This is a genomic window from Janthinobacterium lividum (assembly GCF_034424625.1).
Taxonomy (GTDB): Bacteria; Pseudomonadota; Gammaproteobacteria; order Burkholderiales; family Burkholderiaceae_D; genus Janthinobacterium; species Janthinobacterium lividum.
On record NZ_CP139976.1, the window covers coordinates 1,470,575 to 1,485,184 of the forward strand.

At 60.8% G+C, this 14,610-nt stretch carries 10 protein-coding genes; all 10 read left to right on the forward strand.

The features are described 5' to 3' along the window. The first annotated feature begins 4 nt into the window (after positions 1 to 4). The 10 genes from U0004_RS06580 (at position 5) to typA (ending at position 14,575) form a co-directional block, all read left to right on the forward strand. Entirely contained in the window at positions 5 to 967 is a 963-nt protein-coding gene (locus U0004_RS06580; protein WP_070260501.1) for a VTT domain-containing protein, read from the forward strand. Between the two features lie 389 nt (positions 968 to 1,356). Beyond that, on the forward strand, positions 1,357 to 2,376 hold the full coding sequence (locus tag U0004_RS06585) for a glucokinase (protein ID WP_034782520.1): 1,020 nt from the start codon (positions 1,357 to 1,359) through the stop codon (positions 2,374 to 2,376). 398 nt (positions 2,377 to 2,774) lie between these two features. Beyond that, the gene (gene scpB / locus U0004_RS06590) at positions 2,775 to 3,569 is read left to right on the forward strand and encodes an SMC-Scp complex subunit ScpB (protein ID WP_034782524.1); all 795 of its coding nucleotides are present in this window, start codon (positions 2,775 to 2,777) and stop codon (positions 3,567 to 3,569) included. Further along, the gene (gene rluB, locus U0004_RS06595) at positions 3,562 to 5,637 is read left to right on the forward strand and encodes a 23S rRNA pseudouridine(2605) synthase RluB (RefSeq protein ID WP_115057422.1); all 2,076 of its coding nucleotides are present in this window, start codon (positions 3,562 to 3,564) and stop codon (positions 5,635 to 5,637) included. The genes scpB and rluB overlap by 8 nt, the downstream gene beginning before the upstream one ends. Positions 5,638 to 5,981: 344 nt before the next feature. After that, positions 5,982 to 6,470 (forward strand): ribosome maturation factor RimP, encoded by a 489-nt coding sequence (gene rimP / locus U0004_RS06600; RefSeq protein WP_070257116.1) that lies wholly within the window; start codon positions 5,982 to 5,984, stop codon positions 6,468 to 6,470. Further along, on the forward strand, positions 6,467 to 8,032 hold the full coding sequence (gene nusA / locus U0004_RS06605) for a transcription termination factor NusA (RefSeq protein ID WP_034782529.1): 1,566 nt from the start codon (positions 6,467 to 6,469) through the stop codon (positions 8,030 to 8,032). The genes rimP and nusA overlap by 4 nt, the downstream gene beginning before the upstream one ends. 46 nt (positions 8,033 to 8,078) lie before the next feature. Beyond that, the gene (gene infB / locus U0004_RS06610) at positions 8,079 to 10,937 is read left to right on the forward strand and encodes a translation initiation factor IF-2 (protein ID WP_034760145.1); all 2,859 of its coding nucleotides are present in this window, start codon (positions 8,079 to 8,081) and stop codon (positions 10,935 to 10,937) included. Between the two features lie 115 nt (positions 10,938 to 11,052). After that, complete coding sequence (rbfA, locus tag U0004_RS06615) at positions 11,053 to 11,475, forward strand: 30S ribosome-binding factor RbfA (RefSeq protein ID WP_070257118.1); 423 nt, start codon at positions 11,053 to 11,055, stop codon at positions 11,473 to 11,475. Beyond that, entirely contained in the window at positions 11,465 to 12,400 is a 936-nt protein-coding gene (gene truB / locus U0004_RS06620) for a tRNA pseudouridine(55) synthase TruB (protein WP_070257120.1), read from the forward strand. The genes rbfA and truB overlap by 11 nt, the downstream gene beginning before the upstream one ends. A 342-nt stretch (positions 12,401 to 12,742) precedes the next feature. Continuing rightward, the gene (typA, locus tag U0004_RS06625) at positions 12,743 to 14,575 is read left to right on the forward strand and encodes a translational GTPase TypA (protein WP_034782534.1); all 1,833 of its coding nucleotides are present in this window, start codon (positions 12,743 to 12,745) and stop codon (positions 14,573 to 14,575) included. Positions 14,576 to 14,610 lie beyond the last annotated feature (35 nt).

Below are 14,610 nucleotides of genomic sequence, written 5' to 3' on the forward strand. Positions count from 1 at the left end.
GGCCATGCCCAACCTCATTTATCTGCTCGAACATTACGGTGTCCTGATTGTCTTTGGCATCGTGCTGGTGGAGCAGCTCGGCCTGCCGATTCCCGCCTTTCCCATCCTTGTGGTGGCGGGCGCGCTGGCCGTCGATGGCGACATGAATGGGGGCCTGGTGCTGGCCGCCGCGCTAAGCGCTTGCCTGATCAGCGACTTCACGTGGTTCCGCGCGGGCCGCCATTTCGGCAAGCGCATCCTGCGGCTGCTGTGCCGCATCTCGCTGTCGCCCGATTACTGCGTCAGCCAGACGGAAGACAAATTCAAACGCTGGGGCCCGAAAGCCCTGATCGTCTCCAAATTCGTGCCGGGATTCAATACCGTGGCCGCGCCGATGTCGGGCGCGCTGGGCACGCCGCCGGGACTGTTCTTCCTGTACGCGGGCCTGGGCGCCCTGCTGTGGAGCGGCACGGGCATCATCGTCGGCGTGATTTTCCATGCCAGCGTGCAGCAGGTGCTCGACTTGCTCAGCACCATGGGCAGCACGGCCTTGCTGATGCTGGCCACCTTGCTGGGATTGTTCCTGCTGTACAAATTCCTCGAACGCCGGCGTTTCCGCCAGGCCTTGCAGATTGAGCGCATCGGCATCGATGAGTTGCTCGAACTCATAGAGCAGGGCGCAGAGCCGCTGATGGTCGACGCGCGCAGCGCCACGGCGCAGGCGCTGGAGCCGGCCGTGCCGGGCGCCTTGTTTTTCAATGGCAAGGAACCCGTGCCAGCCATGATCGCCATGGACAAGGACCGCCACATCATCGTGTATTGCAGCTGTCCCAACGACGTGACGGCCGCGCAAGTGGCCAAGCTGCTGCACCAGCACGGCTTTCACCGGGCCAAGCCCCTGCATGGCGGCCTCGATGCGTGGAATGCCGCCTACCGCTCGGACCAGCCGGCGCCCGCCAGCCTGCTGGGCGAAGGCTTGCCGTCCTGATCCGGGCTGCCGCCGGCACGCCAGGCTGGCAGTAAGACCCGCAATAAAAAACGGTAGTAATAATACGAAAACACCTTTGCGGCGCCGCCAGGACGGGAGCGCCGCACCGCCGCCGCCGCGTACAAAGCGCCTTTGCGCAAACTCCGGCATACTCTGCTTTCAAGGTGATTCCTGCTGCTGTGCAGCATGCTTTTCGCGTGCCTGGTGAGTGCAAGTACTTACTATAAATCATTGTTTCTAAGCAATTTTGGCGCTGCCTGTTGCATTTGGAGTGGAACTACCAATAAAGGCTTGTTTTGATGTACTTAAACTACAAACTTTGCTTGCCTCCGGGCGCATTCATCCTTTAAGCTTGGCGTCCCATGCGTCCCACTTCATCATTTAAAATCATGAGCGCTTCGTCTTCTCCCGTACTGCCGACTTCCGCCTTCGCCGATGGACCGCGCCTGCTGGCCGACGTGGGCGGCACCAATGCCCGTTTCGCCCTGGAAGTGGCCGCTGGCCACATCACCCTGGTGGAAGTGTTGCCCTGTGCCGATTACCCGAGCCTGTCTGCCGCCCTGCAAGCCTACCTCGCCCTGCCGCACATCGCTGCCGCCGGCGGGCAAGCCGTGCGCCATGCCGTGATCGCCATCGCCAATCCGGTCGACGGCGATTTCCTCAGCATGACGAACCACCACTGGTCGTTCTCGATCCGCGCCATGCGCGACGAGTGCGGTTTCACGACCCTGGACGTGGTCAACGATTTCACGGCCCTGGCGCGCGCCTTGCCCCAGCTGTCGAACGAGCAAAAGCACCAGGTGGGCGCGGGCACGGCCCGTCCGAACACGGCCATCGGCCTGATCGGCGCCGGCACGGGCCTGGGCGTGTCGGGCCTGATCCCGTCGCACGGCGGCTGGATCGCCCTGCAAAGCGAGGGCGGCCACGTCAGCTTCGCGCCGTTCAATGAAGTGGAAGTGAGCATTCTGCAATTTGCCTGGCGCGAATACGAGCACGTCTCGGCCGAGCGCCTGATTTCCGGCGATGGCCTGGAACTGATCTACCGCGCCCTGGCCGACCGCGCGGGCGTGCCGGCGGAAGACTTGCCGGCGGCGGAAATCACGCGCCGCGCGCTGGCTGGCGAGTCCCAGCTGTGCGACGACGTCATCGAAGCATTCTGCTGCATGCTGGGCACGGTGGCGGGCAACGTCGCCGTCACCCTGGGCGCGCTGGGCGGCATCTATATCGGCGGCGGGATCGTGCCACGCCTGGGCGCGCGTTTCGACCGCTCCGGCTTCCGCGCCCGCTTCGAGCGCAAGGGCCGTTTCGCCAATTATGTCTCGCAAGTGCCGACCTTCGTCATCACGGCGCAGTACCCAGCTTTCCTGGGTGCATCGGCCATTCTCTCGGAGAAACTCGCCTCCCTGTGATATGCAGGGTGCGGGCGATGTGTCGCGCCAGGGCCGGGTAAAACGCGTGTTTTACCCGGTTTTGCGCTTTTCCGCTTTTTATCAGGTACAATTGGCATCGTTGGATGAAACGACGACTGTCGCTCTCCCGTCTGGCTGGTTCGCCGCCACGGGAAAAGCAGCTGCTCCGGAGTTCGTTTCATTGCTGGTTATTTAAGGCCAGCACCATGGATGGCAGGACTTTCACTGCATCCGCTTTAGTCCCGCTTTGCGCGCATCGGCCAAGGCGTCGGAAAACAGCCTCAACTAGTAACCCAGCACGGCGTCATCATGATGTCTGCCATCTGTTACGTTGAAATGAACGTTTTTGATTTCTTTCTCTGCATACGAATTGCAACACACATCCGCACAGAATTGCTATGAATACAATTGAGGCTAAAAAAGTCCTCGAAACCGCGTTGCTGTGCGCTCGTGAATCGCTGACGATCCACAGCTTGAAGAAGCTGTTCGTCGATGCGGACGAGAATGGTCGCGTGCGTGGCGTCGGCGTCGGCGCCGACACGATCAAGCAATTGCTGGAAGAGTTGCGGCAGGAGTGGGAAGGGCGCGGCATCGAGATCGTCAGTCTCGCTTCGGGCTGGCGCTTCCAAAGCCGCCCGGAAATGAAGATGTATCTCGATCGCATGACGCCCGAGCGGCCGCCCAAGTATTCGCGGGCGACCCTGGAAACCCTCGCCATCATCGCCTACCGCCAGCCGGTGACGCGCGGCGATATCGAGGAGATTCGCGGCGTTGCCGTCAATTCGCAGACGATCAAGATGCTGGAAGACCGTGGCTGGGTCGATGCCATCGGCTACCGCGACGTGGTGGGACGGCCGGCCTTGCTGGCCACCACCAAGCAGTTTTTGGATGACCTGGGTTTGCATTCGCTGTCCCAGCTGCCGCCTTTGCAGCAAATCAGTGAAATGCAGGGCAATGGGCTCGAAGCCCTGGAAGCGGCCCTGCAAGAAAATTTTGACAAGGCAAGCAATGAGCTTGTCCCCCAGCTTGGTGCAGGTAGCAATACGGCTGTGACAGATGTAGATGTGACAGCAAGCCTTGATGCCGGCCCCGATGCTTCGCCCACGGACGAAGCCTACACTCACGACCCTGCGCCAGAACTAACGGTTGACGCTGCGCCAGGTCAGCACAGCCAAGAAACGAAGAATGAATAATCCGAACACACCCGAGACAGTAACCGCCAGCGACGAAGCCATCGTTGCCAAGCCCAAGCGCCGCACCAAGGCCCAGATCGAAGCCGATACGGCTGCTGCTGCAGTTGCCGGCGATGCCGCCGCTGCCAAGCCGAAGCGCCGCACGAAAGCCGACGTGGCTGCCGACGCGCCCGTTGCCGCTGCTGCGGTAGAAGAAGCTGCGCCTGTCGTCAAGAAAACCCGCGCCAAGCCAGCCCTGAAGGCCGTGGCCGCCGCCGCCGAAGCGGCTGCCGAAGCCGTCGCCGCACCTGCGCCGCGTCCACCGCGCGCCCGCGCCGCCGCCAAGGCCGCTGCCGCCATCGCTGAAACGGCGCCGGAAGCCGTCGCCGACAAGCCGGCCGAAGCACGCCCGACCCGCGGTCCGCGCCAGATGCGTGGCGTGCAGGCGGAACGCGCGCTGCGCCAGCCGCCGCGCGCGGAAGCGCCGCAGGCAGCCGATGCCGTTGCCGCAGCGCCTGCCGCGGAGCAAGCTGCCGCGCCTGTCGCCGACGTGTTCGATGCCGAAGGCAATCTCGTGTCCGGCCCGCGCCTGCCGCGCGGTCCGCGCAACGACGTGCCGGGCGCTGGCAAGAATGCCGGCAAGAGCCGCAAGAAGGGCAAGGGCCGCCAGGCTGCGCCAGGCAAGCTCAGCGACGCTGACGCCGTGTTCTCGTTTGTCACCTCCGACGCTTTCGACAGCGAAGAGGGCGGCACGGGCCGCGTGCAGAAAGCGGCCGTGCGCCGCGACCTGACGTCCGACGACGACGCGCCGAAGCTGCACAAGGTGCTGGCCGAAGCCGGCCTCGGTTCGCGCCGCGACATGGAAGACCTGATCATTTCGGGCCGCGTGTCCGTGAATGGCGAGCCGGCCCACATCGGCCAGCGCATCCTGCCGAGCGACCACGTGCGCATCAACGGCAAGTTGATCCAGCGCCGCGTCAGCAAGAAGCCGCCACGCGTATTGGTCTACCACAAGCCGGCCGGCGAAATCGTCAGCCACAACGACCCGGACGGCCGTCCATCCGTGTTCGACCGCCTGCCGACCATGAAAGCTGGCAAGTGGCTGGCCGTTGGCCGCCTCGACTTCAACACGGAAGGCTTGCTGCTGTTTACCACGTCCGGTGACCTGGCCAACCGCCTGATGCACCCGCGCTACGGCATCGACCGCGAGTACGCCGTGCGTACCCTGGGCGAGCTGGAAGAGGGCATGCGCCAGAAACTGCTGGCCGGCGTCGAGCTGGAAGACGGCCTGGCGCAGTTCTCGAAGATCGCCGATGGCGGCGGCGAAGGCATCAACAAGTGGTACCGCGTGGTGATCGGCGAAGGCCGTAACCGCGAAGTGCGCCGCATGTTCGAAGCGATCGGCCTGACCGTTTCGCGCCTGATCCGTACCCGCTACGGCGCCATGACCCTGCCGAGCGGCCTGAAACGCGGCCGCTGGGAAGAGATGGATGAAAACACCGTGCGCGACCTGCTGACCGCCTACGGCATCGAAAAGAAAATGCCTGCATCGGGCGACCCTCGTGCCGCTGGCGCCGCCAAGGGCCGCGAAGCGCGCAAGGCCAGCCGTGATGACGAGCCGAATGGCAACCGCATCGATGTGAGCAACCGCAACGCCGATCCTTTCCCGGTAGCGCCGCGCCGTGGCCAGCCGCAAGGCCAGTTTGCCCGTCCGCAAGGCCAGGGTCGCCCAGGCGGCGCCGGCCGACCAGGCGAAGCGCGTGGTCCTGGTCGCGGCCAGCCGCAAGGTCCGTTCCAGGGCGGCCAGCCCCGCTCGTCGGCATCGTTCGAAGGTTCGCCGCAAGGCCAGGGTCGTCCGCCGCGTGCGGCAGGCCAGGGCCGTCCGGCCGGTGGTGGCGAAGGCCGCGCGCCGCAGCGCGGTCCGCGCCAGCCCGATCCGCTGCAAACGGCATTCGGCTTCGCCAACACGGGTCCGCGCCGCAATACGGGCGGTGGTGCCGGTGGGCAAGCGCGTTCCGGTGGCCAGCCGCGTGGCGGCATGGACCGTGGCGGCATGGATGGCATGCCGCGCCGCCGCAGCAAAGGTTAATCGGGAAGAGTTTCTTCTTGCGCGCCCGCTGATCTGCCGCGGGTGCGCGCTCTTGTAACTGTTGTAAGCCGGGCCGCTCCTTGCGTGCGGCATTGCGGCGAAGTTAATAAGAGGTTATAATCTGCAGCCTAATAAAAGTTCTCCGCAGGGTTGTTTGGTGGGGAGTGCTTTCATCTGGTTGGGAAAATACAAGAAGATGGGCAGATGCCCATTTTTTTTTTGTTGAACCGTTTGTAATGGCTCCGCAAGGGGCCATATATGACTTGAATGCGTGTTTTTGCATGTTGTCGGCGCTCAATGCGGCGCTCTCATGCTGAAAACGGGCCTTATTTCTGGAGAATTTCTTGCAGCAGTTGGGATTAATTGAAAAGACAGTGATTGGTCTGGGCTATGAGCTCGTTGATGTCGAACGTGCCGATCGCGGACTGCTGCGCGTCTTTATTGATTTCAGCGCCGCCGATGCCGCTGAAAAAGGTCCGATCACGGTCGAAGACTGTGCCACGGTGAGTCACCAGTTATCGCATGTGTTGACGGTAGAGAACGTTCCTTACGAGCGTCTCGAAATTTCTTCCCCGGGTCTGGATCGTCCGGTGCGCAAGCTGGAAGACTTTGTCCGTTTCGCAGGCCAGGAAATCATCGTCAAGCTGATGGTGGCGATGCCGGGTACGAACAACCGGAAATCGTTCCAGGGGATCTTGCAAGAACCCGTGGGCGATAAATTGTCGTTGGAATTTGAAGGTAAGGATGGTCCGGCGATGTTGGAGTTTACGCTCGCGGATGTGGATAAGGCACGCTTGGTGCCGCAGGTGGTTTTTAAGGGACGCAAAGCATGAGCCGCGAAGTTTTATTATTGGTTGACGCGCTGGCGCGCGAAAAAAACGTCGATAAAGATGTCGTCTTCGGCGCCCTCGAATTCGCGTTGGCGCAAGCCACGAAGAAACGGTATGAGGGTGAGGTAGACATCCGCGTTTCGATCGACCGCGAAACGGGCGAATTCGAATCGTTCCGCCGCTGGCACGTGGTGCCCGATGAAGCGGGCCTGCAATTGCCGGATCAGGAGATCCTGCATTTCGAGGCAAAAGAACAGATTTCCGATATCGAAGTCGATGACCATATCGAAGAACCGATTGAATCCGTTGAATTCGGCCGCCGCTTCGCCCAGGATACCAAACAGGTCGTCCTGCAGCGCGTGCGTGACGCCGAACGCGAACAGATCCTGGTCGACTTCCTGGAACGTGGCGATTCGCTCGTCACCGGCACCATCAAGCGCATGGAACGCGGCGACGCCATCGTCGAATCGGGCAAGATCGAAGCGCGTCTGCCACGCGACCAGATGATCCCGAAAGAGAATCTGCGTATCGGCGACCGTGTGCGTGCCTTCATCTTGCGCATCGACCGCAACATGCGCGGCCCGCAAGTGATTCTGTCGCGCACCGCGCCGGAATTCATCATGAAGCTGTTCGAACTGGAAGTGCCGGAAATCGAGCAAGGCATGCTGGAGATCAAATCCGCAGCCCGCGATGCCGGCGTGCGCGCCAAGATCGCCGTCTACACGGCCGACAAGCGCATCGACCCGATCGGTACTTGCGTCGGCATGCGCGGTTCGCGCGTGCAGGCCGTGACTGGCGAACTCGGTGGCGAACGCGTCGACATCGTGCTGTGGTCGGAAGATCCGGCGCAGTTCGTCATCGGCGCCCTGGCGCCGGCGAACGTGTCGTCGATCATGGTCGATGAAGAAAAACACGCGATGGATGTCGTCGTGGACGAAGAAAACCTGGCAATCGCGATCGGCCGCTCCGGCCAGAACGTGCGCCTGGCTTCGGACCTGACCGGCTGGAAGATCAACATCATGACGGCCGAAGAATCGGCTGACAAAGCTGCCCAGGAAACGGCTGCCGTGCGCATCCTGTTCATGGAAAAGCTCGATGTTGACCAGGAAGTGGCCGATATTCTGGTGGAAGAAGGTTTCGCCAGTCTGGAAGAAATCGCTTACGTGCCAATTTCCGAAATGCTGGAAATCGAATCGTTTGACGAAGATACCGTCAATGAACTCCGTACCCGTGCGCGTGATGCGCTGGTTACCGAAGCGATTGCTTCGGAAGAGGGTCTGGAAGGCATGGACGAGGCGTTGGTGGGTCTGGAAGGCATGGACCGCATTACCGCCGGCAAGCTGGGTCTGGCTGGTATCAAGACCGTTGAAGCATTTGCAGCACTGGCATACGACGAATTTGGCGCAATCCTGGCCTTGTCTGCGGACCGTGCGCGTGAACTGATTACAAGTGAATTTAAAGATGTGACCGACGATGAGATGAAGTTGGTTGACTCGAAATACGACGATCGTGCCAAGGCGTTGCAAGCCAAGGCATGGAGTCTGGCCGAATCCGCAAAGGCTTAATTTGAGTATCTTTATCATCTCCGCGACACATAGAAAAGAGGACTGAATGGCGAGTAACAACGTAGCCCAATTTGCCACCGAACTGAAGATGCCTGCAGATTTGCTGCTGACGCAGCTGCGTTCTGCCGGCGTCGAGAAAAGTTCGACGTCAGATCCATTGTCGAAAGATGATAAGGACAAGCTTTTGGATCATCTGCGCCGCACACACGGCGCAGCGGCTGACACAGAAAAGAAAAAAATCACCGTGACCCGCAAGGAAACGACTGAAATCAAGCAAGCTGACGCAACCGGCAAATCGCGCACCATCCAGGTGGAAGTGCGCAAGAAACGCACTTTCGTCCAGCGTGACGAAGCTGCGCCGGTCGCAGCAGAACCGGTCGCGCCTGCCGCACCGGTGATCGATCCAGCCGACGTGGCGCGCCGTGAAGAAGAAGCCCGTAAACAGGCTGAACTGATCGCCCGCCAGGAAGCCGATCTGCGCGAAAAGCAAGAACGTCTGGCCAAGCTCGACGCGGAAAAAGAAGCCCAGGCGAAAGCCACGCAACAGGCTGAACTGGCTGCGAAGAAAGAAGCTGAAGCGGAAGCGAAGAAAGCCGCTGCCAAGGCTGCTGCCGCGCCTGCCGCCAGCGCTGCTGCGCCTGTCGTTGACGACGCCGCCGCCGAAGCGAAAAAAGCTGCTGCTGCTGAAGAAGCGAAGAAGAAAGCGGCTGCCGCTGCTGTTGCCGCCAAGGAAGCCGCTGACAAAGCGGAAGCCACCGAGCGTGCACGCAAGGCCGTTGCCGACGAAGTTGCCCAGATCAAGGCCATGATGAACGCGCCACGCCGCGCCATCAAGGCACCTGAACCCGTACCGGTTCCGGTCAAGCCGAAGGCGCCGGAAGGCACCCTGCACAAGCCTGCTGACAAGAAACCTGGCGACAAGCCGGGCGACAAGAAGCCTGCTGTTGCAGACAAGAAATCCATCAAGTCGGCCAATGTGTCGTCCACCTGGTCCGATGACGCGAAAAAACGCGGCACCACCGGTGGTCCCAAGCCACGCGGCAATAGCGGCCCAGGCGGCCGTGACAGCTGGCGCGGTGGCGCGAAGGGCCGTCGCCCGACGCACCATGACGACCGTGAATCGAACTTCCAGGCTCCTACGGAAGCCGTCGTCAAAGACGTGCACGTACCGGAAACGATCACCGTGGCCGAACTGGCGCACAAAATGTCCGTCAAGGCATCCGAAGTCATCAAGCATTTGATGAAATTGGGCCAGATGTGCACGATCAACCAGGTGCTGGACCAGGAAACCGCCATGATTCTGGTGGAAGAAATGGGCCACAAGGCGTTCGCCGCCGAACTGGACGATCCGGAAGCGCTGCTGGCCGATGTGGGCGAACACGCGCACTTCGAAACCAAGCCACGCGCACCGGTGGTCACCGTCATGGGTCACGTCGACCATGGCAAGACCTCGCTGCTGGACTATATTCGTCGCGCCAAGGTTGCCTCCGGCGAAGCGGGCGGGATTACGCAGCATATCGGCGCTTACCACGTCGATACGCCACGCGGCATGATCACCTTCCTCGACACCCCGGGCCACGAAGCGTTTACCGCCATGCGTGCCCGTGGCGCCAAGGCAACCGACATCGTGATTCTGGTGGTTGCCGCCGACGATGGCGTGATGCCGCAAACGAAAGAAGCGATTGCCCATGCGAAAGCAGCCGGCGTACCGCTGGTCGTGGCGATCAACAAGGTCGACAAACCGGGCGGCAACGTGGATCGCGTGACGCAGGAACTGGTCGCAGAACAAGTCGTGCCGGAAGAATACGGTGGCGAGTCGCCATTCGTGCCGGTTTCGGCCAAAACGGGTCAAGGTATCGACGACCTGCTGGAACAAGTGCTGTTGCAAGCCGAAGTGCTGGAACTGACGGCACCGGTCGATGCGCCTGCACGCGGCCTGGTAGTCGAGGCACGTCTGGACAAGGGCCGTGGTCCTGTCGCGACGATCCTGGTGCAGTCCGGTACCTTGAAGCGCGGCGACGTGATTCTGGCGGGCTCTTCGTATGGCCGTGTTCGCGCCATGCTGGACGAGAACGGCAAGTCCATCGCTGAAGCGGGTCCTTCGATTCCGGTCGAAATCCAGGGTTTGACGGAAGTGCCGGTTGCCGGTGAAGAAGTCGTCGTCATGGCTGACGAGCGCAAGGCCCGTGAAATCGGTCTGTTCCGTCAAGGTAAGTTCCGCGACGTGAAACTGGCCAAGCAGCAAGCTGCGAAACTGGAAAACATGTTCGACCAGATGGCCGAAGGCGAAGTGAAAAACTTGCCGTTGATCATCAAAACCGACGTGCAAGGTTCGCAAGAAGCGCTGGTTGGTTCGCTGCAGAAACTGTCGACCTCCGAAGTGCGCGTACAAGTCGTTCACGCAGCCGTCGGCGGCATCACGGAATCGGACGTCAACCTGGCAGTGGCCTCGAAAGCGGTCATCATCGGCTTTAACGCCCGTGCTGATGCCCAGGCACGCAAGCTGGCCGAGTCGAATGGCGTGGACATTCGCTACTACAACATTATTTACGATGCGATCGACGAGATCAAATCGGCGTTGTCGGGCATGTTGGCACCAGAGAAACGCGAAACCGTCATCGGCCAGGTCGAGATCCGCCAGGTTATCCTGGTCTCGAAAGTGGGCGCGATTGCCGGTTGCCTGGTCACCGATGGCGTGGTCAAGCGTGCTTCTTCCGTCCGCCTGTTGCGCAACAACATCGTGGTGTGGAGTGGCGAGATCGACTCCCTGAAACGCTTCAAGGACGATGCGAAAGAAGTTCGCGCCGGTCTGGAGTGCGGCCTGTCGCTGAAGAACTACAACGACATTCAGGTTGGCGACACGCTGGAAGTGTTCGAAGTCCAGGAAATCGCTCGTACCCTGTAATCACAGAAGTAATGGCGCGGACATATCGTTGTCCGCGCAAACACGTGGGGCGCATTGGTCAACGGGCAACCGTTTGACCCATGCGCCCTGCGGCACTTAGGACAGCATAATAATCATGGCTAAACATAGCAAAACCATGCCAGCGCGCGGCTTGCGCGTGGCCGACCAGATCCAGCGCGATCTGGCTGAAATCGTCGCCTACGAATTGAAGGATCCCCGCGTCGGCACGATGATCACCATCACCGAAGTGCAGATCACGCCCGATTACGCGCACGCCAAGGTGTTTTTCACGATGTTGAAAGACAGCAAGGAAGCCATCAAGAACACCACCGAAGGCCTGATGGCCGCGTCCGGCTTCATCCGTGGCTTGCTGGGCAAGCGCCTGCACATCCACACCCTGCCGATGCTGCATTTCGTGCACGACAGCTCGACCTCGCGCGGCATGGAAATGTCCTTGCTGATCGACAAGGCCAACGCCACGCGCGCGGCCGACGCCGAGCCGGACGCAAAACCTGAGACGGACGAGCATGGCGGGTAGTAAGCGGCCGCCCGGTATCAAGCGGGTGCGCGACCTGGTCGATGGTGTCTTGCTGTTGGATAAGCCTGTCGGCTGGTCCAGCAACGACGCCCTGATCAAGGCCAAGCGCGTCTTGAACGCGAAAAAAGCGGGCCATACGGGCACGCTGGATCCGTTCGCCACGGGTTTGCTGCCGCTGTGCTTTGGCGAAGCGACCAAGTTCTCGCAGGACTTGCTGGAAGCCGATAAAACCTACGAAACCCTGGTGCACCTGGGGCAGACGACGGATACGGGCGACACGGAAGGCGAAGTGCTGGAAACGCGCGACGTCAACGTCACCGACGAGCAGATCGAAGCCGTGCTGGCGCAGTTCCGCGGGCCTATCCTGCAGACGCCGCCCATGTACTCGGCCTTGAAAAGGGACGGCAAGCCCCTATATGAGTATGCAAGGGCAGGCATCACCCTGGAGCGCGAAGCGCGCCCGGTGACCATCCACAAGCTCGAGTTCCTCGGCTATGACGCCCCGTTCCTGAAATTGTCCGTGATGTGCAGCAAAGGCACGTATATCCGCGTGCTGGGCGAAGACATCGGCCATGCCCTCGGTTGCGGCGGCCATCTGAACGCCTTGCGCCGCACGCAGGTGGGCAGCCTGACGTTGGACGGCGTCGTTACGCTCGACGAATTGACGGCGCATGCCGAACCGCTGAGCCTGCTGGCGCCCGTCGATGCCTTGCTGTCGAGTTTCCCCGCCGTCCAGCTGACGGAAGAATTGGCCAAGCGTTTCCTGCATGGCCAGCGCATCGCGCTGGGCAAGGAAGATGTCGCCGTGCCGGCCGAACCGGGCCGTGTGCGCGTGTATCACGACAGCAAGTTGCTGGGCACGGGCCAGTTGCAGGAGTACAGCATCCTGGCGCCGGAGCGTCTGATCGCCACCGCGCATCAGTGAACACCTGACCAAACCTACTGCGCGTCGTGATTTGCAGCCTGCGATGCTCACTGTGCATGCGCACAGCTGCGCTTCTTAGCCACAACTCACTTCCGCTCGCTACGGTTTTGTCAGGTGTCGTTAAGTCATAAGTAAGTCATGGTCAAGTCATATTGATCAGCGACACTGCTAACCCGGTGTCGCATTTTTAAACAAATCGTCCCCGACTGCGGGAGCCGCCAGCATTTTTAGATAGCGTTGCAACGCAACATGCTATACTACGCGGTTCCGGAAATAGATTAGCATTCGGGTATCTCGTACACCTTGTACGCACTCCGCAGTTTTTCAGTAACTACTACGACCATGTCAAATACAAAACGCGCAATTCGTAATATCGCCATTATCGCCCACGTTGACCACGGCAAAACCACGCTGGTGGATCAGCTGCTGCGCCAGTCCGGCACCTTCCGTGAAAACCAAGCGGTCGACACCCGAGTCATGGACTCGAACGACCTGGAAAAGGAGCGCGGCATTACGATTCTGTCGAAGAACTGCGCCGTTGAGTACGAAGGCACCCACATCAACATCGTCGACACCCCAGGCCACGCCGACTTCGGCGGCGAAGTGGAACGTGTTCTGTCGATGGTGGACTCGGTTCTGCTGCTGATCGATGCACAAGAAGGCCCGATGCCGCAAACCCGTTTCGTCACGCGCAAGGCGCTGGCACTGGGTCTGAAGCCTATCGTTATCGTCAACAAGATCGACCGTCCAGGCGCACGTCCGGACTGGGCCATCAACCAGACGTTCGAACTGTTCGACAAGCTGGGCGCTACCGACGAACAACTGGACTTCCCTATCATTTACGCTTCGGGCCTGAACGGCTATGCCGGCCTGACCGAAGACGTGCGCGGCGGCGACATGAAGCCGATGTTTGACGCCATCCTGGAACACGTTCCAGTACGCGACGACAATCCTGAAGGCCCGCTGCAAATGCAGATCACCTCGCTGGACTACTCGTCGTACGTCGGCAAGATCGGCATTGGCCGCGTCAACCGCGGTACCGTCAAGGTCGGCCAGGACGTGCTGGTCATCAATGGCCCAGGCGCCACGCCAATCAAAGGCCGCATCAACCAGGTGCTGAACTTCAAGGGCCTGGAGCGCGTGCTGGTGGACGAAGCCGTCGCCGGCGACATCTGCCTGATCAACGGTATCGACGAAATCGGCATCGGTTCGACCCTGTGCGCAGTGGATACTCCAGAAGCGCTGCCTATGCTGACCGTCGACGAGCCGACCCTGACCATGAACTTCATGGTCAACAACTCGCCACTGGCTGGCCGCGAAGGCAAGTTTGTTACCTCGCGTCAACTGCGTGACCGTCTGGAAAAAGAATTGAAAGCCAACGTTGCTCTGCGCGTGGCACCAACCGACGACGACACGATCTTTGAAGTATCGGGCCGCGGCGAGCTGCACCTGACGATTCTGATCGAAAACATGCGTCGCGAAGGCTTCGAGCTGGCCGTTTCGCGTCCACGCGTGGTCTTCAAAATGGTCGATGGCGTGCGCCACGAGCCGTTTGAAAACCTGTCGGTTGACGTGGAAGAAGTCAACCAGGGCGGCGTCATGGAAGAACTGGGCCGTCGTCGTGGCGACCTGCAAAACATGGAATCGGATGGCAAGGGCCGCGTGCGTCTCGAGTACCTGATCCCTGCGCGTGGCCTGATCGGCTTCCAGGGCGAATTCATGACCCTGACCCGCGGCACCGGCCTGATGAGCCACGTATTCCATGAATACGCGCCAGTCGACAACACCCGTGGCGAAATGGCTGGCCGTCGTAACGGCGTGCTGATCTCGCAAGATGACGGCGCTGCTGTTGCCTACGCTATCTGGAAACTGCAAGACCGCGGCCGCATGTTCGTGTCGCACAATGACCCAGTCTACGAAGGCATGGTCATCGGTATCCACTCGCGCGACAACGACCTGGTCGTCAACCCGATCAAGGGCAAGCAGCTGACCAACGTGCGTTCGTCGGGTACCGACGAAGCGGTGCGCCTGGTACCACCAATTCAGATGTCGCTGGAATACGCAGTCGAATTCATCGAGGACGACGAACTGGTGGAAATCACGCCTAAATCGATCCGTCTGCGCAAGCGCTTCCTGAAAGAGCACGAGCGTAAAAAAGCGTCGCGTGATTCGTAATCTGTTGTAGAGCATGGCCTGCGGGCCATGCCGCT